The sequence below is a fragment of the Streptomyces sp. NPDC002092 genome (assembly GCF_053593775.1).
In genome coordinates this window covers 99,580-123,808 of record NZ_JBSFDG010000014.1, presented here as the reverse complement: position 1 = coordinate 123,808, position 24,229 = coordinate 99,580, and the positions used below count along the sequence as shown (strand labels likewise).

The following is a 24,229-nucleotide window of genomic DNA, read 5'->3' as shown; positions in this document are numbered from 1 at the left end:
AGGGGCGTACATGGGCTGGACGGTCCTCTACATCGCGTTCGGCATCGTCGCGCTGTGGCTGCTGGGCGAGGTGCTGCTGCAGTACAAGGCGCGGCTGCGCTGGCGGCTGCTCGCCTTCGCCGGGTTCCTCGGCGTCGTGCTCGGGGTGCTGATCCCCTCGGTGATCGTCATCGGTCTCGGCGCTGCCGCGTTCGCGGTCGGCCAGACCTACGTCACGCTGTCGTTCCGCCGCGGCTTCGCGTCGGGCTGGGCGGTCAGCCGGACCGGAATCCCGGGCGTCGGCAAGCGCGACCGCAGCGAACCCGACCACCAGGACCCGACCCTGGAGGTCTCCGACCTCGAGCCGGGCGACGACGGCCAGGACGAGCAGGACGTCTACCAGCGCGACAGCGTGTCCTACGGCAATGAGGACGACTACGACCGCGACGACGTCTTCACGCCCGCCCGCTCCTCCCAGCCCGCCCCCGCCGAGACCACCGCGGTCTACGAGCCGCAGCCCCTGCCCGAGGACACCGGCTCCTACGGCATATACAGCGACTCCGCGTACGCCGCCGCCGACGCGTCCTACGCGAACGCGGGGCAGGCCCAGGACCAGTACGCGACGGCCCCCCAGGGCGCCGACCAGTCCTACGGGTACGACTACTCCGGCTACAACCAGCAGCAGTACGGCTACGACACCACCGGCCAGCAGCAGTACGCCGCCTACTCCGACCCGTACATCGGCACCCAGACCTACGGCGGCGGCTACGACGCCTACGGTCAGTACGGCCAGCAGGGCTACGGCCAGGACCAGTACGCCACCGGCAGCTACGACGGCCAGACCCCGTCCGGCGGGGTGTGGGTCCCGCAGCAGCGCACCGACGAGGCCTACGGCGGCGAGCTCCCGCAGGAGCAGGCCTACCCCTACCAGGACAACGGCCAGGGGCAGGGGCAGGGGCAGGGCCACGCTCAGGGGAACGGATACGACGAGCAGTACCGCTTCTGAACGCGCAGTACCGTTTCTGGTGGCCCGGTACCGCCTCTGAGGACCCCTCAGGCCGGGGCGCTCACTGAGAGCCCCGGAACTCCGGCCCCTCCACGATCAGACCCGCCACCAGCGCCCCCGACATACCGGCGTGCGGCAGCCCCCCGCCGGGGTGCGACCACCCTCCGACGGTGAACAGGCCCGGTACCGCCGTGCTGTTGGACGGGTGCAGGGTGCCCCCTGCGGACGCCAGCGACGGCGGCGGGACGGCACCGCCCTCGGCCCCCGTCTCCCGCTCGGTGTGCACGGGTGTGCGGACCTCGCGCCACAGTGTCCGCTCACGCAGCTTCGGTACCGCACGCTCGGCGGCGGCGACCATCCGGTCCGCGAAGGCGTCGGCGGCCCCGGGCGCGGACCAGTCGTACCCCGTCCCGGACGGCACGGTGGCCGTCAGCACCACCGCCTCGTGCTCCTCGGTGGGACGCAGGGCCGGGTCGTCCGGGCGGTCGATCCGTACCGTGGGCCGCTCGGGCGCCGTCCCGGGCCCGAACAAGGACAGCTCGGCCGCCGCATCCGGTGAGTGAACGACCGTACGGTGCACGGCATCCGGCTCCCGCGCGCCGCGCAGCCCGAGGCACACCACCACCCTGCCCGGGTGCAGCCCTTCCGCGCCGGGCTCGACGTCCTGGGCCCCGTAGAGCTTCCGGCCCGGCACGAGGCCGCCCAGCCGCGAGGGGCCGGTGCCCACGACGGCGTCCGCCTCCGCCACGGTCCCGTCGGACAGCTCCACGCCCGCCGCGTGGCCGTCCTTCTCCAGGACCCCGGTGACCTCCGCGCCGAAGACGAACTCGACCTTCCGCGCCAGGCACCGCTCGTACACCGCCCGCGCCAACTCCCGTATGCCGCCGCGGACATACCAAGTCCCGAAGGCATGCTCCATGTACGGCAGCACGGCCGCGCTCGCCGGAGCGGTGCCGGGGTCGACGCCGTGTGCGAGGGCGTAGCCGTGCAGCAGCGCCGCGAGGCGCGGGTCGCGCAGCTCCCAGGCGCCGACCTCGGCGAGGGTGGTGGCGCGGCGGGTGCGAAGCAGCCGCTTGTGCGGGACCGCCGGGTACGGCTCGCGGCCTGCCAGCACCGGCCAGTTGGGCCACAGGGGCTCCTCCAGCAGCGGCCGGCGGGTGCGGTCCCAGGCCTCCCGGGCCCGCACCAGGAAGTCGCCCCAGCGGCCACCCGCGCCCGCCCCGAGCGCCTCGTCCAGAGCGGCGACCACTCCCGCGCGCGAGGCGTTCGGCAGCACGACCGTGGTGCCGTCCGCGAAGAGGTGCCGCGAGGACGGATCGACCTGGACCAGCTCGACGCACTCCTCCAGCGGCTCCCTGCCGGTCTTGATGAACAGATCGCGCCAGACGGCGGGCAGGGTCAGCAGCCCGGGACCGGTGTCGAAGCCGAACCCGTCCCGCTCGAAGCGCCGCACCCCTCCGCCGTACGTCTCCGCACGCTCGTACACCACCACCCGCTGACCCGCGACGGCCAGCCGGGCGGCAGCCGCCATCGCACCCATCCCGGCGCCGATCACCACGATCCGTCCCATGCCTGCGACTTTATCGACCGCCACTGACAGTCACGGCACGGGCGGCCCGCCCGGCAAAGCCCCAGCACCCCGGCCCGAGGGGAGTACGAGAGCGGAGGCGAACCTGACCAGTCGGCAACGGAGCGTTCTGCGCATGAGTGCGCAGGTCTGAGTATCCGTACCTAGTGAGTGAGATGAGTACGCGCGCGGATGGGGTCCGACCTGCGCGAACGAGAGAGTGGGGACACGGAAAGGGGCACGGCTCCGGCACCGGCGACACGGGGCGCCGGAACGGAGCCGCCCCGGATCCGCTCCTTCCGCCGGCCGAGGTCGGCGGGAGCGAGGCACGGGGGAACCCGGGGGAACGACCGAAACGGGGGCCCAACCCGGGAAAACCGGGGGGAGCACAACGGGGGAGCACGAGAAAGCGCCGGTTCGAGGTGGCCCGCGGGGGACGCGGCCACAACGGACCGGCGCTTTCGTATGCGATCAGCTGACGCTGCGGCGGCCGCTGACGCGCCCCTGGAGCAGCCGCGACAGCGCCGCATGGACGTCGTCCAGGGAGCGCTCCGGCTGGAAGGACTGCCAGTCGAGGGCGGCCACCAGGACCATGCCGACCAGCGCCGACGCGGTCAGCGGCACATCGATCTCGTCGCTGAACTCGCCGCCCGCCACGCCCGCGCGCAGGACGTCCTCGACGACCGCGACGGCCTGCTGCCTGACCACCATCAGGGTCGACTGCCAGGCGCGGTTGGTGCGCCACAGCTCGGCCACGTACAGCTGCGTGAAGGCCGGATAGCGTTCGATGAAGACGAGTCCGGCCCGGATCATCGCGTCCAGGGCGTCCACCTTGGTGCCGCCGTCCCTGGCCGTGCGCTCGGCCGCCTCCCGGAGGGAGGCGGTGAGGAGGCCGACCCCGTGCCGCAGCAGTTCCTCGAAGAGGACCGACTTGCTCGCGAAGTTGTAGTAGACCGTGCCCTTCGCGACCCCGGCCCGCTCGGCGATCTCGTCCACCGTGGTGGCGGAGAAACCCTGCTCGGCGATGAGCGTGACGGCGGCCTCGTAGAGCTTCTGCCGGGTGGCCTCGCGGCGGGCGCTGCCGCCCGACGTGGCGCTGCTGCTTTCCATGGGCCTGATTGTCACAGGAGCCGTGCCCCGGGATGCCACCTCCGCGCTCACAGGCTCAGCTCCGGGTGCAGCCGGTCCAGGGTCCACACCTGCCGGCGGCGGGCCGACACGGCGGTCAGCGCGAGCGCCCCCGCGGTGAACGCGGTGAGCACCACGCACGCGTGCCACACGGGTCCGAGGCCGCCGCCCGTGATGAGCCTCCTGAGGGCCTCCACGACGTAGCTCATCGGCAGGAAGGGGTGGATCGTGTTGAAGAAGCCGGGGCTGGTCTGCACCGGATACGTGCCGCCCGCGGAGGTCAACTGGAGCATCAGCAGGGCGAGGACGAGGATCCGGCCCGCCGCTCCGAAGCGGGCGTTCAGCCACTGCACGATCGCGCCGAAGCACGCCGTCACCAGGAACAGGAAGCCGACCGTTCCGGCCGCCCTGGCCATCTGCAGGCCGATCGCCCAGTGCAGGACCGCCATCAGGGACACCGTCTGCAGGACGCCGATCGCCACCACCGGGAGCCAGCCGGCCAGCGCGATGCGCCACGCGGGGGCGCCCGTGGCGAGCGCGCGCCGGTTCATCGGCGGGATCAGCATGTACGCCACCATCGCGCCCACCCACAGGGACAGCGGGATGAAGTACGGGGCGAACCCGGTGCCGTAGTTGGGCGCCTTGTGCAGGTCCTTGGAGACGAGCTTGACGGGGTCGGACATCACCTCGGTGCGCTGGTTGCGATCCTTCTTGTCGTAGTCGGGGATCTTCCCGGCGCCGTCGTGCAGCCCGCCTGCGAGCTTTCCGGAGCCGTCGACCAGCTTGAACATGCCGCCGTTGAGATCCTCGGCGCCGGTCTTCAGCTGCCCGACACCCTCGTCGAGGTCTCCCGCGCCGCTCTTCGCCGTGCCGAGCCCCTGGTGCAGCTTCTGCGCGCCGGCGGCGACCTTCGCGGCGCCCTCGTTCAGCTTGTTGATCTTGGCGACGGCGTCGGAGAGGTCCTCGGACAGGTGCGGTGCCCGGTCGGCGAGCGCCTGGGCCTGCGTCTGGAGGGTGGCCAGGTTGCCGTCGAGCTTCTTCAGGTCGCCGTGCTGGTCGGCGATCAGCGTGTTCAGGTCGTCGGCGATCGTCGCCACGTCGGCGGCCGCGTCCTTCGCCTTCTTCAGGTCGGAGCAGGCCGGATCCGGCAGTACGGCGTCCTGGCAGCGCGCCCGGTAGACGTCGTTCAGCGCGTCGGAGGCCGCGTGGGCGCCCTTGGCGGCGGCCGGGGCCGTCTTCACCAGGGTGTCCAGGTTGTCGCGGATCGCCTTCGAGGAGTCGGCGACGAGCCGGGCGGTGTCCCCGATGGTCTTCTCGTTGCCCTTGAGGAACGGGCCCACCTTCTTGTCGACCCCGTTGACCTTGTCGGCGAGCGTCTGCGTGCCCGCCGCGACCTGCTTAGAGCCGTCCGCCAGGTCGCCCGCGCCCGAGGCGAGCTTCGTCAGGCCCGTGGACAGCCTGCCGCTGCCGTCCTTGGCGTCCGTCAGGCCGTCGGCGAGATCCTTGGAGCCCTTCTCCGCCTTCCCGATGCCGCCGCTCAACTGGTCGGCGCCGTTCGCGGCCTTCACCGTCGCGCCGTGGATGTCGGAGAACGAGATGAAGATCTTGTCCAGGAAGGACCGCGAGGCCTTCGCGGACGCGGCCTGGCGCACCTCGCTGAACACCGTCCGGGAGATCTGCCCGACGATGTAGTTGTTGGCGTCGTTCGTACGCACCTGGAGTGCGCCCGTCTGCGGGGAGGCGCCCGCGCTGGACGCGATCCGCTTGCTGAAGTCGGCCGGCATGGTCAGCGACAGGTAGTACGTGCCGTCCTCCACGCCCGCGCGTGCGTCCGCGGCACTCACCTCGTGCCAGTCGAAGGTGTCGCTGTCGCGCAGCCCCTCGGTGATGGCCTCGCCCGCAGCGATCTTCTTCCCGTCGGCCGTCGCCCCCTTGTCGTCGTTGACGAGCGCCACGGGGATACGGTCCAGACGGCCGTACGGGTCCCAGAACGACCACAGGTACAGGGCGCCGTACAGCAGCGGCAGCACCAGCAGCGCCACCAGGGCGGCACGCGGCAGCCTGCCCCGGCGGAACCGCCTGAGCTCAAGAGCGGCCAGTTTCGGCGAGCGCATCGGCCTTCTCCTTCTCCGTGGTGGCCTTCTCCGGCGTGGCCTTCTCCGGCGTGGCCTTCTCCGGCGTGGCCTTCTCCGTGGTGGTGACGACGACGGTGTCCTGCGGGGCCTCGCTGCACACGGCCACGACGGTCGTCCCGGCCGTGGCGATCGACCTCAACAGCGTCCAGAGTTCGGCCCGTTCGGCGTCCGAGAGCTTCAGGTCGGTGTCGTCGACGCCGAGCAGCCGGGGCCGGCCGAGCAGGGCGAGCGCGATCGACAGCCGCAGCGCCTCCAGCCGCTCCAGATCGCGTACGGCCGTCCGGGAGCCCTTGGGCAGGGCCTCCCGGTCCAGCCCGGCGGCGGCCAGCGCGGTGTCGATGCGCAGCCTGGCCTCGGCCGTGCGCTCCTTGCGCGGCCGCAGCAGCGCGCGCAGCGAGTCGCCGAACCGTCGCTGCAGCAGCGCCCGTTCGAGCAGATGCTCACCCACGGTCAGTGCCGGTTCGAGGTCGGTGACACCGGCGACATGCGCGAGCCCGCTGACCCGGCGCACGGCCGCCATCTGCTTGGGCAGCTTCCACTCGCCCGCCTCGGCCGCTCCCGCGGTGGGCTTCATCCGTCCCGTGAGCGCGAGCAGAAGGCAGGTACGGCCGGACCCCGACGGTCCCTCGATCGCGATCAGCGAGCCGGGCTCCGCGTCGAACGTGACGTCGCGGAACGCCCAGCCGCGAGGGCCCCTGACTCCGAGGCCGCGGGCCGTGACACCGATTCCGGGCACGGTTCCCCCCCATCCCCTGTATTTGAACTGACTGGTCAGTGCAAAAACTACTCCGAACCTTCGATCGAAGCAAAAGCGCAGGTCAGAACGGATTGTCAGTGGCATACCGCACGATGGGCACATACGGCGTCCCGTATCAGGGCATGCCGTCACGCAGACGACAGGAGGTTCGTCATGGCCAGCTATCACGCAGCAGCCGCCCGCCGGCGCCGCGCCACCGGCCCTGCCCCCTCACTGACCGGACCGGCGAGCGACGTCCACCCGGTGCTCCGCCGGACCACGGCCCCGCCCGCCGCCCTCGACCTGCTCGCCCAGGCCCGCGCCGGACTGGACGAGGCAGCCGTCCTCGAAACGTCCAACGAGCGCTATGCCACCGCCCACCTCGCCGCCCTGCGTACGGCCGCCGCCGTACTCGCCGCGCGAGGCCGCCCCGAGCCCACCTCCCGACGCCGTGCCCGCATCAGGAGCGCCTGGGAAGTGCTCCCCGAGATCGCGCCCGAACTGACCGAGTGGAGCGCCCTGTTCGCCTCCGGGGCCCGGCGCCGCGCCCGGGCCGAGGCGGGCATCCAGGGCGCGGCCAGCCGCCGGGACGCCGACGACCTGATACGCGACGTGGCGATGTTCCTGCGCCTCGTCGAGCGGATGCTCGTCCTCCAGCCGGTCCTGCCGCAGCCACGCCAGGACGCCGACCATCCGCAGGCCGACGTGGACGGCGACCGGGGCTTCCCGGACACGGGCTGAGCGAGTGCGAGTCCGCCGTACGAGACGATCGGCGGGGCAGGCCCGCGCGGTGACCAGGCGGGGCGGTGGAGGCAATAGGGTGGAGAGCGCCTGAAGCCTTCCCTCCCGTACCCCGGCCGGGGAGGCGCCCCGTTCGCTCCGCCGTGCCATGGGCGGTGCCGCGCCGAGGAGTCAACTGCCGTGTCGGACCCGAGCCGCCCCCGCGCCTCCCTCCGTACCGCCGTGGTCTGGGAGGTCCTCCAGGACGCCCTCGAACGCCGGGTGAAGGCCACCGGGCGGGAGTCGCTGGACGTTCTCGACACCGGGGGCGGCAGCGGCAAGTTCGCGGTGCCCGTCGCCCGCCTCGGCCACCGCGTCACCGTCGTCGACCCCAGCCCCAACGCGCTGTTCGCACTGGAGCGCCGCACCGCCGAGGCCGGCGTCGCCGACCGTGTGAAGGGCGTCCAGGGCGACGCCCACGGCCTCTTCGACGTGGTCGAGCGCGGTGGCTACGACGTGGTGCTGTGCCACGGCGTCCTGGAGTACGTCGACGACCCGGCCGAGGGTGTGCGCAACGCCGTGGCCGCGCTGCGCTCGGAGGGCGTGCTCAGCCTGCTCGCCGCGGGCCTCGGCGGCGCCGTGCTCGCGCGCGCCCTCGCCGGTCACTTCAAGGAGGCGAGGCAAGCCCTCGCCGATCCGAACGGCCGCTGGGGCGCGGGCGACCCCGTGCCCCGCCGCTTCACCGCCGAGCAGCTCACCGAGCTGGTCGAGGGCGCGGGCCTCAGGGTCGGTGCCGTGCACGGCGTACGGGTCTTCGCCGACCTGGTCCCGGGCGTCCTCGTGGACACCGAGCCCGGTGCTCTGGAGGCGCTGCTCAAGCTGGAGGAGGCGGCCGCCGAACTCCCCGCGTTCCACTCCGTGGCCACGCAACTCCATGTGCTCGGCGAGACGCAGGGGGCCACCGAGGCCTGAGCCGACTCCTGTGGTGCGGCGCTGATCAGGGACTTGGCCGCACATGGAGTACGCCACAGGCCCCCCGATCGGGCGTTCAGCGCCGTATGATCGAGGGAGACCGCCCGGCATGACGGGTCGGCCGCTGGGGAATGCAAGATTCAGCGAGCCGGTACGTCCATGGCGGATTCCGGTTGGCCAATTGGCGCAGAGGGGCGGGTTTCAAGGGGGCGATTCCCTGCCTATCCTGAAGGGACCCCCCGGGTCGCCCCGGCGACTGCACGATGAGGAGGACTCCGTGCCGCTCTCGGAGCACGAGCAGCGCATGCTCGAGCAGATGGAGCGAGCGCTGTACGCCGAAGATCCCAAGTTCGCGTCGGCGCTTGAGGGAAGCGGGCTGCGTACGTACACCCGGCGGCGGGTCTACCAGGCGGTCGCGGGCTTCCTCGTGGGTATCGCGCTCCTCATGGCTGGAATGGTGGCCAAGCAGGTCTGGCTCAGCGTGGTGGGCTTCCTGGTCATGCTGGGGTGTGCGGTGCTCGCCGTGACCGGCTGGCGCAAGGCCCCCAAGCCGGGCGAACAGCCCGCGGCCGGTGCCCCGCACGCGCGCCGTCAGGGACGGCAGAAGCGCTCCGTGATGGACCGCATCGAGCAGCGCTGGCAGCGCCGCCGCGACGAGCAGGGCCACTAGCTCCTCTTCCACCGTCCGTCCCGGACGGTTCCTCGCAGACGCAGGTGAGGGGGTGACCACCCCGGCGGGTGGTCACCCCCTCACGTATGCCCGGAAGACCGGCGTGGTGCGGCCGACCGCACCACGCCGTCAGCCGCTCTGCTGCCCGGAGGGGCGCCGCACCAGCGCCGACCAGCGCTCGGCACAGCGGGCCTTGAAGGCCGTCCAGCGGTCCGTGACATCCCACACCGCGCGGATCGCCGACCGGGGCGCCACGACCGCGCGCACCCTGGTGGTCCAGCCGGCCTTGGACCGCAGCGCCGCCCGCAGGCTGCGCACATGGTCGGCCAGTCCCGGCACGTCCCGCGGCTCGGGTGCGAACAGCACCTGCTCCACCGCTCCCGCCACCCGGTGCACCGACTCGGCGGTCGCCGCGTCCAACTGCCCCAGTCGCACGATGCGTGCGGCCGCCTTGCGCGGGGTCAGCGCGTCGTCCGGCACGATGCCGTAGTCCCAGGCCGTGTCGGTGAGTTCGCGCCAGACGGCCAGGACGTGGCCCGCGGCCACCTCCGCGGCGTACCGGGCATCCGCCTCCACCGACAGCGCCGTGACCTCGACATCGCCCGAGCTCCCCGTCTCCGCGCCCCGTGCCCTGCGGCCCTCCCGGGCCGACGCCTGGGCGGAGACGGCGTGCTGGGCCGAGGCCAGCCGCACCGAGCGCCGCCGCAGCCGCCACAGCATGGGCAGCAGCGGCAGGGCGACCGCCAGGAGCACCAGCAGGGACCAGCCGGCGATCTTGTACCAGGGCAGACCTTCGTCGCCCGGCTTGGCCGTCTCCAGTGGAAGCGCGGCGGCGCAGGCCTCGAGCTTCTTCTGCTGCGCCGAGCAGCTCGTGCTCGCCGAGGGCGCCGCCGACGCGGACGAACCCGCCGACTGCGAGGGCCGCGGCACCGGCGGGAGATTGTTGTCGGGCGTGTCCGACTGCGTGTACGAGGGGGTCACGCCCCGGCTCGGGGTCGGCTCGAAGCGGGTCCAGCCCACCCCCTCGAAGTACAGCTCGGGCCAGGCGTGCGCGTCCTTCAGCCCCACCGACACCGAGCCGTCCGCCTGGGGTGTGCCGGGGGCGAAGCCCACCGCGACCCGGGCGGGTATGCCCAGGCTGCGGGCCATCGCCGCCATCGCGAAGGAGAAGTGGACGCAGAAGCCCGTCTTGTCCTTCAGGAACTTGGCGATCGCGTCGGGGCCGGTGCCCACCTGCACCTGGGTGCTGTACTGGAAGCCGCCGCTGAAGGCGAAGTAGTCCTGGAGCTTGACCGCCTGCTCGTAGTGGCTGGTCGCACCGTCGGTGACCTGGCGGGCGGTCCTGGCCACCACCGCGGGCACCGAGTCCGGCAGTTTGGTGTAGTCGCGCTTCAGGGACGCGGGCGGCTCCGGAGCGTCGGCGAGCTGCTCCGGCGTCGGCTGCACATCGAGGCTCTTGACCAGATAGGTCTTCCCGCGGGTGGTCTCGCCGTGGTCGCCGACCAGCGTCATGCCCACCGGTTCGTAACGCCATTTGCCGCTGACGTCCACGCCGCTGGGCGGGTACGGCATCGGCAGCCAGTCCTGGGCGTACCAGTCGGCGGCCGAGATCCGGGTCTGTATCTCCGCCCGCTTGATGTCCCCACCGAGTCCGGCCGGGGTGGGGAAGCTGTCCGGTACGCCGGTGACGTGCCGCTTGGCCGGTTTCCAGGTGCTGCCGTCGAAGTCGTCCAGGGACACGATCCGCAGGTACATGTTCGAGAGGTCGTTGCTGTTCGTCTTCAGGGACATGACCTCGCGGTCCTGGTCCATGTTCAGACTGTCGCGCAGGGACACCAGCGGATTCACCGCGGAGATCGTGCCGCCGCTGCCGTTGCCGCCGCCCATGCCCGTGCCGGCCGCGTCCAGCAGGCCGCCGTTCATCGCGGGCAGGGCGATCGGCACCATCAGGGCGACACCGAGCGCGACCACTCCGATACGGCGCCCGGTGCGCACCGGGGCCAGCGCGCCGGGCTCCCCGCCCGGGCCGCGCGCCGCCCCGGCGAAGACCCGGCCCCACTGGGAGAGCCGCTCGCGCCCCTCGGCCAGGAGCAGCATCAGATAGCCGCCCGCCGCGACCAGGAACCACAGCCAGTCGGCACCGCCGTGGGACAGCCCCGCGGCGACGGAGTACAGCGCCAGCAGCGGCAGTCCGGCCGGGGCCGCGCTGCGGAAGGTCACCGCGAGGGTGTCCACCGCGAGACCGATCACCAGGACCCCGCCGAGGACCATCAGCCGGATGCCGTCGGACTCCAGGGGCGCCGGGATCGCGTACCGCGCGATGTCGTCGCTGCCCTGCTGCAGCAGATCCGCGAAGTGACGCAACGCCCCGGGGCCGGGGACGATGCCTATGAGGGCCTGCTGACGGGCGAAGACCAGGGTCAGCATCATCAGCGTGACCAGGGCCTGCGCCGCCACCGTCAGCGGCCGGGCCAGCGGCACCCGCCGGGTCGCCGCGCCCACCCCCGTCTGCACCGCGAGCATGACCGCCACCTGGAGGATCCAGGTGGCCGGCGAGACCAGCGGCAGCAGGGAGCAGGACGCCATCAGCGTGGCCGCCCAGGCGCACAGCGCCAGCCGTGCCCGCCCGCTCATGAGTCCGTCCCCCCGCCGTTCGTCCCGCTCGTCGCGGCGAGGCCCGCGCGTTCGCGGTCCGCCAGACGCCACAACTGGGCGAGCGACGCGGCCCGCGGCACCTTCAGGGCCGTCCAGCCCGCCTCCCGCAGCATCCGCAGCCGTTCCTCGCTCCTGTCCGACGGGCCGGGCACATCGGCCGGTTCCCGCACCCAGGGGTTGCTGTCCAGCAGGAAGGCGAGCGCGCCTCCGCTGCGCTGGCGCATCTTGGCGACGATCGCGGCCTGCTCCTCGTCGAGGTCGCCGAAGAAGGCCACCAGCAGCCCCTCGTTCCCGCCGCGCAGCACGTCGTACGCCCTCGACAGGCCCGCCCCGTCGGAGTGGTCGACCACCGCGAGGGTGTCCATCATCAGGCCGGCCGCGTCCGCCGTCTCCTGGCTGGCGCCCGCGAACCCGTCGGCGCCCTCGCCGGGCACCGAGTTGCCGGTGTCGGTCAACAGCCGGACGGAGAAGCCCCGTTCGAGCATGTGCACCAGGACGGAGGCCGCGCCCGAGACCGCCCACTCGAACGCCGAGTCGGGGCCCGCGCCCTGGAAGGCGAGCCCCCGGGTGTCCAGCAGCACCGTGCAGCGGGCGCGCTGGGGCTGCTCCTCGCGGCGCACCATCAGCTCGCCGTAGCGGGCGGTGAGGCGCCAGTGCACGCGGCGCAGGTCGTCGCCGTAGCGGTAGCCGCGCGGGATCACGTCGTCCTCGCCGGCCAGCGCGAGCGAGCGCTGCCGCCCGTCGCCGTACCCCTTGGACTCGCCGCTCAGGCGCACCGGCGGCAGCGCCTCCACGCGCGGGATCACCGTCAGGGTGTCGTACGTCGAGAAGGACCGGGTCAGCTCGCACATCCCGAACGGGTCGGTCAGGCGCAGCTGCAGCGGGCCCAGCGGATAGCGGCCGCGCAGATCGGAGCGGACCCGGTAGGACACCTCGCGGCGGCCGCCCGGCTCCACCCGGTCCAGTACGAAGCGGGGGCGCGGGCCGAGCACGTAGGGCACCCGGTCCTGGAGCATCAGCAGGCCCGTGGGCAGCCGCGAGACGTTGTCCATCCGCAGATGGACGCGGGCCTCGCTGCCGGCGGGCACGCGCGCGGGGGTCAGACGGCGGCTGCCGGCCACCCGGTAGCGCGTGCGGTAGAGGAAGAGCGTGCAGATCAGGGGCAGTGCGGCGAGCAGCAGACCGACCCGCAGCAGATCGCTCTGCCCCAGGACGTAGGAGCAGATGGCGGCCGCGATCCCGGCGGCCAGGAAGGAGCGTCCGCGGGTGGTCAGGCCCGCCAGGGCGGCACGGAAGCCGCCCTTCTCGCTGTGGCCGCTGTCCGGGTGGCCCGTCCCCCCGGCGGTCATCACAGCCTCCGCGGCGGCTGCTGGGGGTACGCGGGCGCACCGCGGCCGAGGCCGCCGAAGCCGGGCTGCTGCTGGGGCGCCGCGGGCACCGCGGTGCGCTGCAGGATCTCCTGGACGACCTGCTCCGAGGTACGGCGGTTGAGCTGGGCCTGGGCGGTGGGCAGCAGCCGGTGGGCCAGGACGGCGACGGCGAGGGCCTGCACATCGTCCGGCAGTGCGTACTCCCGGCCGCTCAGGGCGGCGGAGGCCTTCGCCGCGCGCAGCAGATGCAGCGTCGCGCGCGGGGAGGCGCCGAGTCTGAGGTCGGGGTGGGTGCGGGTGGCGGCGACCAGGTCCACCGCGTACCGGCGGACCGTTTCGGCGACGTGGACGCCGCGGACGGCCTCGACCAGCTTCACGATGTCGTGGGCATGCGCCACCGGCTGGAGGTCGTCGAGCGGGTTCACCCCGCCGTGGATGTCGAGCATCTGCAGCTCGGCGTCCGCGCTGGGGTAGCCGATGGAGACCCGGGCCATGAAGCGGTCGCGCTGGGCCTCGGGCAGCGGGTAGGTGCCCTCCATCTCGACCGGGTTCTGCGTCGCCACCACCATGAACGGGCTGGGCAGCTCGTAGGTCTGCCCGTCGATGGTGACCTGGCGCTCCTCCATCGACTCCAGGAGCGCGGACTGCGTCTTGGGCGAGGCGCGGTTGATCTCGTCGCCGATCACGATCTGCGCGAAGATCGCGCCCGGCTTGAACTCGAAGTCCCGGCGCTGCTGGTCCCAGATGGACACACCTGTGATGTCCGAGGGCAGCAGGTCCGGGGTGAACTGGATGCGCCGCACCGAACAGTCGATGGACTTGGCCAGCGCCTTGGCCAGCATGGTCTTGCCCACGCCGGGGACATCCTCGATCAGAAGATGTCCCTCGGCGAGCAGTACGGTCAGCGAAAGCCGTACGACCTCGGGCTTGCCCTCGATCACTCCTTCCACCGAACTGCGGACCCGCTCCACAGTGGCAGTCAGATCTGTAAGGCTCGCTCGATCGTCATAGGTCGTCACCCGGCCCTCCTCGGCCCGTTCTTTCTCCGGGCCGACGCTTGCTGTGCGGACCGGCCCACCCCGAAACACCACGCGTGAATGGTTCCGCGTGACGCCACACCCCGCATTCTTGCTGCCGTTACCGTTTCGTGTCACTCGACTGTGGACAACTGGCTGCGGTATGTCAGGTTTTACGACGCTTGGGCTCCAGCATGCGCGGGATTTGCGAAAAACGAGAAGGGCCGAGCGCCTTACGCGGGGTCGATCTCGCGCAGCAGGCCCGTCTTCACGTCGAAGACGAAGCCGCGTACGTCGTCGGTGTGCTGCAGGAACGGCGAGGTGCGCACCCGCTGCATGGACTGCCGCACGTCCTGGTCGACGTCCGCGAAGGCCTCCGCCGCCCAGGCGGGACGCTGGCCGACCTCCTGCTCCAGCTCGGTGCGGAAGTCCTCGGTGATCGACTCCATGCCGCAACCGGTGTGGTGGATGAGGACGATGCTGCGGGTGCCGAGCTTGCGCTGGCTGATGGTGAGCGAGCGGATCACGTCGTCGGTGACGACGCCGCCCGCGTTGCGGATGGTGTGGCAGTCGCCGAGCTGAAGGCCGAGTGCGGCGTGCAGGTCGATACGCGCGTCCATGCAGGCCACGACCGCCACGTGCAGCACCGGGCGGGCGTCCATCCCGGGGTCGGTGAATGCCTCGGCGTAGCGTCCGTTCGCCTCGACCAGACGGTCGGTGACGGTGCCGCCGCGTATGGCGCCTTCGGACTCGGTGGGAACAGATGCAGAGGTCGTCATACCTATGACGGTACTGGTCACAGGCGATTCGGTCGCGGTGTGAGAGCGGGAGAAGAGCGTCATCACAGTCCTCGTGTGAGGTAACCCACATGGGTGGCGGAGGTGAAGCCGTACGGGTGAATTTCCCGGATTTGCGGCTTCGCACTCACGCCGGGGCGCGACGCGCAGGCCAGTTGATTGACCGCGAGACACCGTGGACTAAAGTGACGCGAAGCGGGAGGCGAGGCTCTCCCTGCTGGACTGAAATCCCCGGAGACCCCGGCTCGTACGGACGGTCTCCCCACGTGCGCGGCGCGTACGTACGGCTCGGCCTCCTCCCGCTCCCGGTCGGCTGACGCTCATGGCGCCGGCGGACCTCCCCTTCACGAGCGGGTGGGGACCCGGCGGTGCGTATGGCCGCGCCGGATCTGAGAGGGCCCCTTGAGTCACAGTCGACACGTCCCGGTGATGCTCCAGCGGTGCCTGGACCTGTTGGCCCCCGCCCTGCAGCGGCCGGGAGCGGTGGTCGTCGACTGCACCCTGGGCCTCGGCGGCCACAGCGAGGCCCTGCTCACGCAGTTCCCCGAGGCCCGGCTGGTCGCCCTGGACCGCGACAAGGAGGCACTGCGCCTGTCCGGCGAGCGGCTCGCGCCCTTCGGCGAGCGGGCCACCCTGGTGCACGCGGTCTACGACGAGCTCCCGGACGTACTCCAGCGGCTCGGCATCGCGCGCGTGCAGGGCGTCCTGTTCGACCTCGGCGTCTCCTCCATGCAGCTCGACGAGGCCGACCGCGGCTTCGCCTACGCCCAGGACGCCCCCCTCGACATGCGCATGGACCAGACGACCGGCATGAGCGCCGCCGAGGTCCTCAACACCTACCCGGCCGGCGAACTCGTCCGGATCCTGCGGGCCTACGGCGAGGAGAAGCAGGCCAAGAGGATCGTGGCCGCCATCGTGCGCGAGCGTGAGAAGGAGCCGTTCAGCAACAGCGCGCGGCTCGTCGAGCTGATCCGGGACGCGCTGCCGCAGGCCGCCAAGCGCACCGGCGGCAACCCGGCCAAGCGCACCTTCCAGGCCCTGCGCATCGAGGTCAACGGCGAGCTCTCCGTCCTGGAGCGGGCGATCCCGGCCGCAGTGCAGGCGCTCGACGTGGGCGGACGGATCGCCGTGCTGTCGTACCACTCGCTCGAGGACCGCCTGGTCAAGCAGGTGTTCGCGGCCGGAGCCGCCACCACCGCGCCCCCCGGGCTGCCGGTGGTGCCCGAGCAGTACCAGCCCCGGCTCAAGCTGCTCACCCGTGGTGCCGAACTTCCCACCGAGGAAGAGGTCGCCGAGAACCGGCGGGCGGCTCCGGCGCGACTGCGCGGAGCCCAGCGCATCAGGGAGTCCATCGAATGAGGGTGAACGAGTTGGCGAGCGAGTGGGCCTGGCGACCGGACTCACTGGAGGCCGAGTGAGCAGGAAACCCGAACTGAGGGGGCGGGCCGCACGTCTGGCACGGCTCATCCCCGGAGCGGGAAGCCGCGCGCAGGCGGCCCGCACCCCCTTCGTCCTGCTCGTCGTGCTCCTCCTGGGCGGCGGCCTGATCGCGCTCCTGGTGCTGAACTCCGCGCTCAGCGAAGGCTCGTTCAAGCTGGACGACCTCCAGAGGGACACCAAGAGCCTCACCGACGAGGAACAGGGGCTCCAGCGGGACATCGACTCCTACTCCGCCCCCGAGGCCCTCCAGCAACGGGCCCGCGAGCTCGGCATGATCCCCGGCTCGGACCCCGCGTTCCTGAATCCCGACGGCACCGTCAAGGGCGTCCCCTCGGTCGCCGGCCAGCAGGCCGTCAGCCGGGCCGCCGAGCAGTCCGCGGTGCAGATGCCGCTCGTCCTGCTCCCGCCTCAGCCCGCCGCGGCCCCGCCGGCCGCCGGCCCGCCACCCACCCCACAAGCCGATCCCGCCCAGACGACCACGACCCCCGGCAGGTGACGGAAGTGTCAGACACTTCTGGAGAAAGGCAACCGCCGCGCCGCCGCGTGCCCGGCCCCGCGCGCCCCGACCGCCCCGCCGCCGGTGCCCGGCGCCCGGGCTCCGGCGCCCGCCCCGCCCGCCGCCCGGCACCGGGCCGCCCCACGGCCTCGGCCGCCCTGCGGCTGGGCAGCCCCCGCCCCCGGCTGCGCATGGTCAGCCTGGCGCTCACCCTGGTGCTGATCGCCTTCGTCGTACGGCTGCTGCAGGTGCAGGCCGTCGATGCGAGCGCCTACGCCGCCAAGGCCGACCAGAACCGCTACGTGGGCCATGTCCTGACCGCCGAGCGCGGCGGCATCCTCGACCGCAACGGCGTGGCCCTCGCGACCAGCGTGGACGCCTACGACCTCACGGCCGACCCCACGATGTTCACTCGCGACCAGCTGAAGGTCGGCGACGGCCCCGAGCAGGCCGCGGCGCTCCTCGCGCCGATCCTCGGCATGGACCAGGACACGCTCGTCCACAAGCTCCGCCCCAAGAACAAGAAGCTGCGCTACGTCCTGCTCGCCCGCCGCCAGACCCCTCAGGTCTGGAAGCAGATCAAGGACCTGAAGACCGCGCTCACCGCGAAGGGGGAGAAGGACAAGTCCACGGTCAACGTCCTCGCCGGCGTCTTCGCCGACCCCAGCAGCAAGCGGATCTATCCCAACGGGGACCTCGCCGCCGGGATACTGGGCTGGGTCAACGACCAGGGCAAGGGCGGCGGAGGCGTCGAGCAGGAGCTCAACAAGGAGCTGGCCGGCAAGGACGGCAAGATCCGCTACGCCCAGTCCGGCGGCCGCCTGGTGCCCACCGCGGGTTCCACCGAGACGCCCGCCGTGCCCGGCAGCGACGTCGAGCTCACCCTCGACCGCGACATCCAGTGGGCCGCGCAGAACGCGATCAGCCAGCAGGTGAGGAAGTCCGGTGCGGACCGCGGGTACGTGATAGTGCAGGACACCCGCACCGGCGAGATCCTGGCGATGGCCAACGCGCCCGGCTTCGACCCCAACGACCTCTCCAAGGCGAACCCGAACGCCCTGCACAACTGGGCCGTCGAGGACGCCTACGAGCCCGGCTCCACCGCCAAGATCATGTCGATGGCGGCCGTACTCCAGGAGAACGTCGCCACCCCGCTGACGCATGTCGTCGTGCCGAACCGGCTGCACCGCGGCGACCGGCTCTTCAAGGACGACATCGACCACGACACCTGGAACCTCACGCTCAACGGCGTGCTCGCCAAGTCCAGCAACATCGGCACCATCCTGGCCACCGGCCAGCTGGGCAGGACGCAGGAGCAGGCCAACGACGTCCTCTACTCGTATCTGCGGAAGTTCGGCATCGGCAGCTACACCGGACTCGGTCTGCCCGGCGAGACCAAGGGCATCCTCGCTCCACCCGCCAAGTGGTCGACGTCGCAGCAGTACACGATTCCTTTCGGCCAGGGCTTCTCCATCAACGCGCTGCAGGCGGCATCCGTCTACTCGACGATCGCCAACGGCGGCGTCCGCGTCCAGCCCACGCTGGTGCGCGGCACCAAGGGACCCGACGGGCGCTTCACCCCGACCCCGAAGCCCGAGAGGACAAGGGTCGTCAGCGCGAAGACGGCGAGGACCCTCGCCCAGATGCTGGAGTCGGTCGTCGACGACCGGGAGGGAACCGGCAACAAGGCGCGCATCCCCGGCTACCGGGTCGCAGGCAAGACGGGTACGGCCAACCGCGTGGATCCGGCCACCGGCCAGTACCGCGGCTACACCTCCTCGTTCGCCGGATTCGCACCTGCGGACAACCCGCGCATCACCGTGTACTGCGCCATCCAGAACGCCACGAGCGGGAGTTACTTCGGCGGCCAGATCTGCGGACCCATCTACAAGGAGGTGATGGAGTTCGCACTGAAGACCCTCCAGGTCCCGCCCACGGGTGCGCAGGCCGCGAACCTGCCCGTCACCTTCTGATCAGCGCAACCAGCCAGGAACGCTCCGTGACCATGATCACTCCCGACTCCGGCAAGCCGGGCACCCCCGCCCCCTCGCTTCGCTCCCAAGCGGGTGCGCCCGGTACGCTCACCGCCGTGCCACACGCTGATCAGTCCCAAACCACCCAGAAGGGCGCATCCGTGACATACCCGGGGCCGCCCAGGCCGGTGCAGGTCTCCGCCACACCCCTCGCGGAACTCGCCGATCAGCTGGGTGCCACCGCGCCGGAGGGCTCCGCCGAGGTCAAGGGCATCACCCATGACTCGCGCGCCGTCCGCCCCGGCGACCTGTACGCCGCCCTCCCGGGCGCCCGTCTGCACGGCGCCGACTTCGTCACGCAGGCCGCCGGCCTCGGCGCGGTCGCCGTGCTGACCGACCCGACCGGCGCCGAGCGCGCCGCCGCGACCGGTCTGCCGGTCCTGGTCGTCGACAACCCACGCGGGCGGATGGGCGAGCTGGCGGCCACGATCTACGGCCACCCGGGCCGCGATCTGCTCCAGATCGGCATCACCGGCACCTCCGGCAAGACCACCACCGCCTACCTCGTCGAGGGCGGCCTGAAGACCAAGAGCAACACCGGTCTCATCGGCACGGTCGAGATGCGCATCGGCGACGAACGCATCAAGTCCGAGCGCACCACCCCCGAAGCCACCGACCTGCAGGCCCTGTTCGCCGTCATGCGCGAACGCGGCGTCGAGGCGGTCGCCATGGAGGTCTCCAGCCATGCCCTGGTCCTCGGCCGGGTGGACGGCTGCGTCTTCGACATCGGCGTCTTCACCAACCTCAGCCCGGAACACATGGAGTTCCACTCCGACATGGAGGACTACTTCCGGGCCAAGGCGCAGCTGTTCACGCCGGAACGCAGCAAACTGGGCGTCGTCAACTTCGACGACGAGTACGGCCGCAGGCTGATCGACGAGGCCGGCGTCCCGGTCGTGACCTTCTCGGCCGAGGGCCACCCCGACGCCGACTGGCGCGCCGAGGACGTCCAAGTCGGCCCGCTGGACTCCACGTTCACCGTGGTCGGCCCCGAGGGCGAGCGGATCGAGGCGAAGGCTCCGCTGCCGGGCGGCTTCAACGTGGCCAACACCCTCGCCGCGATCGTCGCCCTGGCCGCCGCGGGCCTCGACCCGCAGACCGCCGCCGACGGCATCGCCGCCGTGCCGGGCGTGCCGGGCCGCCTGGAGCGCGTGGACGCCGGGCAGCCGTATCTCGCCGTCGTCGACTACGCCCACAAGACCGACGCCGTCGAATCGGTCCTGCGCGCCCTGCGCAAGGTCACCGAGGGCAGGCTGCACGTCGTGCTCGGCTGCGGCGGCGACCGGGACAGGACCAAGCGGGCGCCGATGGGCGCCGCCGCGGCCCGCCTCGCCGACACCGCCGTACTGACCTCCGACAACCCCCGCTCCGAGGACCCCCTCGCCATCCTTGCAACCATGCTCGAGGGCGCGGCGTCCGTACCAGCACACGAACGCGGTGAGGTCCAGGTCTTCGAGGACCGGGCCGCCGCGATCGCCGCAGCCGTCGCCCGAGCACGGCCCGGAGACACCGTGCTGGTCGCGGGCAAGGGCCACGAGCAGGGCCAGGACATCGCCGGGGTGGTCCGTCCCTTCGACGACCGCCAGGTGCTTCGAGAAGCCATCCAGAAGACCCAGGGATGAACTTGTGATCGCCCTCTCTCTCGCCGAGATCGCAGAAGTCGTCGGCGGGCAGACGCACGACATACCGGATCCGTCCGTCCAGGTCACGGCTCCGGTCGTCCGGGACTCCCGCGAGGTACGGCCGGGCAGCCTCTTCGTCGCCTTCGTCGGCGAACGGGTCGACGGCCACGACTTCGCAGCTCAGGTCGTCGAAGCGGGCGCGGTCGCCGTACTGGCGTCGCGCCCCGTCGGCGTGCCCGCGATCGTGGTCGAGGACGTCCAGAGCGCCCTCGGAGCCCTCGCCCGCCATGTCGTACGACGCCTCGGCGCGACCCTCGTGGCCCTCACCGGCTCCGCGGGCAAGACCAGCACCAAGGACCTGATCGCCCAGGTCCTGCAGCGCAAGGCGCCGACGGTGTTCACGCCCGGCTCGCTCAACAACGAGATCGGGCTGCCCCTCACCGCCCTGTCCGCCACCGAGGAGACCAGGTTCCTCGTCCTGGAGATGGGCGCCCGCGGCATCGGCCACATCCGCTACCTCACCGATCTGACGCCCCCGAAGATCGGCCTCGTCCTCAACGTCGGCACCGCCCACATCGGCGAGTTCGGCGGCCGCGAGCAGATCGCGCAGGCCAAGGGCGAGCTGGTGGAGTCCCTTCCGGAGGACGGCGCCGCGATCCTCAACGCGGACGACCCCCTCGTACGGGCCATGGCGTCCCGTACCAAGGCGAAGGTGCTGCTCTTCGGAGAGGCCGACGAAGCGGACGTACGCGCCGAGAACGTGCGACTCACGGACAGCGGACAGCCTGCCTTCACCCTCCACACACCCTCCGGTGCAAGCGATGTGACCATGCGCCTGTACGGTGAGCACCACGTGTCGAACGCGCTCGCCGCGGCCGCCGTCGCCCATGAGCTGGGCATGTCCGCGGAAGAGATCGCCACCGCGCTCTCCGAGGCGGGCTCCCTCTCCCGCTGGCGCATGGAGGTCACCGAGCGACCGGACGGCGTGACCATCGTCAACGACGCCTACAACGCGAACCCCGAGTCCATGCGAGCCGCCCTGCGCGCGCTCGCGGCCATGGGCAACGGGCGGCGGACCTGGGCGGTGCTCGGCAAGATGGCCGAGCTCGGGGACGAGGCGCTCGCCGAGCACGACGCGGTCGGACGGCTCGCCGTCCGGCTCAATGTCGGCAAGCTCGTCGCGGTCGGGGGCAGGGAAGCGTCCTGGCTGCAACTGGGCGCATATAACGAGGGTTCGTGGGGTGAGGAGTCGGTGCACGTGTCCGACGCACAGGCGGCGGTCGACCTGTTGCGCAGCGAGTTGCGCCCGGGAGACGTCGTACTCGTGAAGGCGTCCCGTTCGGTCGGCCTCGAGAGCGTCGCCCAGGCGCTGCTCGAGACCGGTGCCGAGGGTGAGGTTGCCGCCCGATGATGAAGCAGATCCTGTTCTCGGGAGTCATTGGCCTCTTCCTGACGCTGGTCGGCACCCCGCTGCTGATCAAGCTGCTGGCCCGCAAGGGCTACGGCCAGTACATCCGGGACGACGGCCCGCGCGAGCACGCCAGCAAGCGCGGTACGCCGACCATGGGCGGCATCGCCTTCATCCTCGCGACGGTGGCCGCGTACTTCCTCTCCAAGGTCATCACCGGCTACGCCCCGAGCTACTCGGGTCTGCTGGTGCTCGGCCTGATGTGCGGCATGGGCCTGGTCGGCTTCCTCGACGACTACATCAAGATCGTCAAGCGGCGCTCGCTGGGCCTGCGGGCCAAGGCGAAGATGGCCGGACAGCTGATCGTCGGCATCAGCTTCGCGGTGCTCGCCCTGCAGTTCCAGGACGCCCGCGGCAACGCCCCGGCCTCCACGAAGCTGTCGTTCATCACGGACTTCGGCTGGTCGATCGGCCCGGTGCTGTTCGTCGTCTGGGCGCTGTTCATGATCCTCGCGATGTCGAACGGCGTGAACCTGACGGACGGTCTGGACGGTCTGGCGACCGGCGCCTCCGTCCTCGTCTTCGGCGCCTACACCTTCATCGGTGTCTGGCAGTTCCAGGAGTCCTGCGCCAACGCGCAGACCCTGACCAACCCCAACGCCTGCTACGAGGTGCGCGACCCGCTCGACCTCGCGGTGATCGCCTCCGCGCTGATGGGCGCCTGCCTCGGCTTCCTGTGGTGGAACACCTCGCCGGCCAAGATCTTCATGGGCGACACCGGTTCGCTCGCGCTCGGCGGTGTCCTCACGGGCCTGGCCATCCTCTCCCGCACGGAGCTGCTGGTGGCCATCATGGGCGGTCTGTTCGTCCTCATCACCATGTCGGTGGTCATCCAGGTCGGCTCCTTCCGCCTCACCGGCAGGCGCGTCTTCCGAATGGCGCCACTCCAGCACCACTTCGAACTCAAGGGCTGGTCCGAGGTCCTTGTGGTGGTCCGCTTCTGGATCATCCAGGGCATCTGTGTGATCGTCGGACTGGGCCTCTTCTATGCGGGATGGGCAGCGGACAAGTGACCGACTGGCAGGGCAAGCACGTCACCGTCGCCGGGCTCGGCGTCTCCGGTATCCCGGCGGCCAAGGTGCTGCACGCGCGCGGGGCGATCGTCACGGTCGTCAACGACGGCGACGACGCACGCGCGCGTGAGCAGGCCGCCGAGCTGGAGGCACTGGGGATCACCGTGCGCCTCGGTGACGGAGCCACCCTGCCGGAGGGCACCGAGCTGATCGTCACCACGCCCGGCTGGAAGCCGGACAAGCCGCTGTTCGTCGCGGCCCGCGAGGCCGGTGTCGACATCTGGGGCGACGTCGAACTCGCCTGGCGGCTGCGCGGCCCCGACGCGGCCCCCTGGCTGGCCGTCACCGGCACCAACGGCAAGACCACCACCGTCCAGATGATGGCGTCGATCCTGAAGGCCGCCGGCCTGCGCACCGCGGCCGTCGGCAACATCGGCGTCTCGCTGCTCGACGTGGTGCTCGGCGAGGAGCAGTACGACGTCCTGGCCGTGGAGTTGTCGAGCTATCAGCTCCACTGGGCGCCCTCCCTGCGGGCGCACTCGGCGGCGGTGCTCAACCTCGCCCCCGACCACCTCGACTGGCACGGCTCCATGGAGGCGTACGCGCGCGACAAGGGCCGTATCTACGAGGGCAATCGGGTCGCCTGCGTCTACAACGTCGCCGACAAGGCCACCGAGGACCTGGTCCGCGAGGCCGATGTCGAGGAGGGCTGCCGGGCCATCGGGTTCACCCTCGGCGCTCCCGGGCCCTCCCAACTCGGCGTCGTGGACGGCATCCTGGTCGACCGTGCCTTCGTGGAGAACCGGCACAAGAACGCCCAGGAGCTCGCCGAGGTCTCCGATGTCAACCCGCCGGCCCCGCACAACATCGCCAACGCCCTTGCGGCGGCGGCGCTCGCGCGCGCCTTCGGGGTGCCCGCAGCGGCCGTACGCGACGGGCTCAGGAACTTCACCCCGGACGCGCACCGCATCGCGCATGTGGCCGACGTGGCCCAGGTCGCGTACATCGACGACTCCAAGGCCACCAACACGCATGCGGCCGAGGCCTCGTTGGCGGCGTACGAGTCCATCGTGTGGATCGCGGGCGGGCTCGCCAAGGGCGCGACCTTCGACGAACTGGTCGCCAAGTCGGCAAAGCGACTTCGCGGAGTCGTCCTCATCGGCAAGGACCGCGCCCTGATCCGTGAAGCCCTCGCGCGACACGCGCCCGAAGTACCCGTCGTCGACCTCGACCGGACCGACACTGGGGCGATGCTCGCGGCTGTCCAGGAGGCCCAGCGGCTCGCGGCCGCAGGCGACACGGTGCTGCTGGCCCCGGCCTGTGCCTCGATGGACATGTTCGCCAACTACAACAAGCGCGGTGACGCGTTCGCAGAAGCGGTCCGCGAACTCGACGCCTGACCCGGC

Annotated in this window: 19 protein-coding genes; 11 read left to right on the top strand and 8 right to left on the bottom strand. The window is 71.6% G+C overall.

Going from position 1 to position 24,229, the window contains the following annotated elements:
- Window positions 1–10 precede the first annotated feature (10 nt).
- Window positions 11–985 carry an SCO2102 family sporulation regulator gene (locus ACWCRD_RS30120; protein ID WP_450968917.1) on the top strand — a complete coding sequence of 325 codons (975 nt, stop codon included), beginning with the start codon at window positions 11–13 and terminating at the stop codon, window positions 983–985.
- A 61-nt stretch (window positions 986–1,046) separates the two neighbouring features.
- Here ACWCRD_RS30120 and ACWCRD_RS30115 read toward each other — a convergent pair whose 3' ends face one another.
- The 4 genes from ACWCRD_RS30115 to ACWCRD_RS30100 form a co-directional block, all read right to left on the bottom strand.
- Window positions 1,047–2,555 carry a phytoene desaturase family protein gene (locus tag ACWCRD_RS30115; RefSeq protein WP_450968916.1) on the bottom strand — a complete coding sequence of 503 codons (1,509 nt, stop codon included), beginning with the start codon at window positions 2,553–2,555 and terminating at the stop codon, window positions 1,047–1,049.
- 468 nt (window positions 2,556–3,023) lie between these two features.
- The gene (locus tag ACWCRD_RS30110) at window positions 3,024–3,662 is read right to left on the bottom strand and encodes a TetR/AcrR family transcriptional regulator (RefSeq protein ID WP_450968915.1); all 639 of its coding nucleotides are present in this window, start codon (window positions 3,660–3,662) and stop codon (window positions 3,024–3,026) included.
- A gap of 47 nt (window positions 3,663–3,709) precedes the next feature.
- Complete coding sequence (locus tag ACWCRD_RS30105) at window positions 3,710–5,794, bottom strand: YhgE/Pip family protein (protein WP_450968914.1); 2,085 nt, start codon at window positions 5,792–5,794, stop codon at window positions 3,710–3,712.
- Window positions 5,766–6,551 (bottom strand): ATP-binding cassette domain-containing protein, encoded by a 786-nt coding sequence (locus tag ACWCRD_RS30100; RefSeq protein WP_450968913.1) that lies wholly within the window; start codon window positions 6,549–6,551, stop codon window positions 5,766–5,768. Before ACWCRD_RS30100 ends, ACWCRD_RS30105 begins: the two co-directional genes overlap by 29 nt.
- Before the next feature lie 174 nt (window positions 6,552–6,725).
- Here ACWCRD_RS30100 and ACWCRD_RS30095 point away from each other — a divergent pair, with 174 nt between their 5' ends.
- The 3 genes from ACWCRD_RS30095 to ACWCRD_RS30085 all read left to right on the top strand — a co-directional run bounded on the left by ACWCRD_RS30095 (window position 6,726) and on the right by ACWCRD_RS30085 (window position 8,913).
- Window positions 6,726–7,292, top strand: a complete 567-nt coding sequence (locus ACWCRD_RS30095) for an SAV_6107 family HEPN domain-containing protein (RefSeq protein WP_450968912.1) — start codon at window positions 6,726–6,728, stop codon at window positions 7,290–7,292.
- Window positions 7,293–7,472: 180 nt separating this feature from the next.
- Window positions 7,473–8,243 (top strand): methyltransferase, encoded by a 771-nt coding sequence (locus tag ACWCRD_RS30090; RefSeq protein ID WP_266954341.1) that lies wholly within the window; start codon window positions 7,473–7,475, stop codon window positions 8,241–8,243.
- A gap of 277 nt (window positions 8,244–8,520) precedes the next feature.
- Window positions 8,521–8,913 (top strand): DUF3040 domain-containing protein, encoded by a 393-nt coding sequence (locus ACWCRD_RS30085; RefSeq protein WP_115908659.1) that lies wholly within the window; start codon window positions 8,521–8,523, stop codon window positions 8,911–8,913.
- 129 nt (window positions 8,914–9,042) lie between these two features.
- On the opposite strand, the gene ACWCRD_RS30080 is transcribed toward ACWCRD_RS30085, so the two are convergent.
- The 4 genes from ACWCRD_RS30080 to ACWCRD_RS30065 all read right to left on the bottom strand — a co-directional run bounded on the left by ACWCRD_RS30080 (window position 9,043) and on the right by ACWCRD_RS30065 (window position 14,796).
- Window positions 9,043–11,547 carry a transglutaminase TgpA family protein gene (locus ACWCRD_RS30080; RefSeq protein WP_450968911.1) on the bottom strand — a complete coding sequence of 835 codons (2,505 nt, stop codon included), beginning with the start codon at window positions 11,545–11,547 and terminating at the stop codon, window positions 9,043–9,045.
- Window positions 11,544–12,917, bottom strand: coding sequence for a DUF58 domain-containing protein (locus ACWCRD_RS30075; protein ID WP_450968910.1), 1,374 nt, complete (start codon window positions 12,915–12,917; stop codon window positions 11,544–11,546). Before ACWCRD_RS30075 ends, ACWCRD_RS30080 begins: the two co-directional genes overlap by 4 nt.
- Window positions 12,917–13,957 (bottom strand): AAA family ATPase, encoded by a 1,041-nt coding sequence (locus ACWCRD_RS30070; RefSeq protein WP_450968909.1) that lies wholly within the window; start codon window positions 13,955–13,957, stop codon window positions 12,917–12,919. Before ACWCRD_RS30070 ends, ACWCRD_RS30075 begins: the two co-directional genes overlap by 1 nt.
- Window positions 13,958–14,187: 230 nt before the next feature.
- Window positions 14,188–14,796 (bottom strand): beta-class carbonic anhydrase, encoded by a 609-nt coding sequence (locus ACWCRD_RS30065; RefSeq protein WP_450968908.1) that lies wholly within the window; start codon window positions 14,794–14,796, stop codon window positions 14,188–14,190.
- Between the two features lie 357 nt (window positions 14,797–15,153).
- Here ACWCRD_RS30065 and rsmH point away from each other — a divergent pair, with 357 nt between their 5' ends.
- The 7 genes from rsmH to murD all read left to right on the top strand — a co-directional run bounded on the left by rsmH (window position 15,154) and on the right by murD (window position 24,223).
- The gene (gene rsmH / locus ACWCRD_RS30060; protein WP_450968907.1) at window positions 15,154–16,110 is read left to right on the top strand and encodes a 16S rRNA (cytosine(1402)-N(4))-methyltransferase RsmH; all 957 of its coding nucleotides are present in this window, start codon (window positions 15,154–15,156) and stop codon (window positions 16,108–16,110) included.
- A 55-nt stretch (window positions 16,111–16,165) separates the two neighbouring features.
- A complete protein-coding gene (locus ACWCRD_RS30055; protein ID WP_450968906.1) occupies window positions 16,166–16,687 on the top strand; it encodes a septum formation initiator family protein in 522 nt (173 codons plus the stop codon).
- 5 nt (window positions 16,688–16,692) lie between these two features.
- Complete coding sequence (locus tag ACWCRD_RS30050; RefSeq protein WP_450968905.1) at window positions 16,693–18,660, top strand: penicillin-binding transpeptidase domain-containing protein; 1,968 nt, start codon at window positions 16,693–16,695, stop codon at window positions 18,658–18,660.
- A 161-nt stretch (window positions 18,661–18,821) separates the two neighbouring features.
- Window positions 18,822–20,342, top strand: a complete 1,521-nt coding sequence (locus ACWCRD_RS30045; protein ID WP_450969054.1) for a UDP-N-acetylmuramoyl-L-alanyl-D-glutamate--2,6-diaminopimelate ligase — start codon at window positions 18,822–18,824, stop codon at window positions 20,340–20,342.
- A gap of 4 nt (window positions 20,343–20,346) precedes the next feature.
- On the top strand, window positions 20,347–21,753 hold the full coding sequence (locus ACWCRD_RS30040) for a UDP-N-acetylmuramoyl-tripeptide--D-alanyl-D-alanine ligase (RefSeq protein ID WP_450968904.1): 1,407 nt from the start codon (window positions 20,347–20,349) through the stop codon (window positions 21,751–21,753).
- Window positions 21,750–22,823: a phospho-N-acetylmuramoyl-pentapeptide-transferase gene (gene mraY / locus ACWCRD_RS30035; protein ID WP_344404067.1), complete on the top strand. Its 1,074-nt coding sequence runs from the start codon at window positions 21,750–21,752 to the stop codon at window positions 22,821–22,823. Before ACWCRD_RS30040 ends, mraY begins: the two co-directional genes overlap by 4 nt.
- The gene (gene murD / locus ACWCRD_RS30030; protein WP_450968903.1) at window positions 22,805–24,223 is read left to right on the top strand and encodes a UDP-N-acetylmuramoyl-L-alanine--D-glutamate ligase; all 1,419 of its coding nucleotides are present in this window, start codon (window positions 22,805–22,807) and stop codon (window positions 24,221–24,223) included. The genes mraY and murD overlap by 19 nt, the downstream gene beginning before the upstream one ends.
- The last annotated feature ends 6 nt before the right edge of the window (window positions 24,224–24,229 follow it).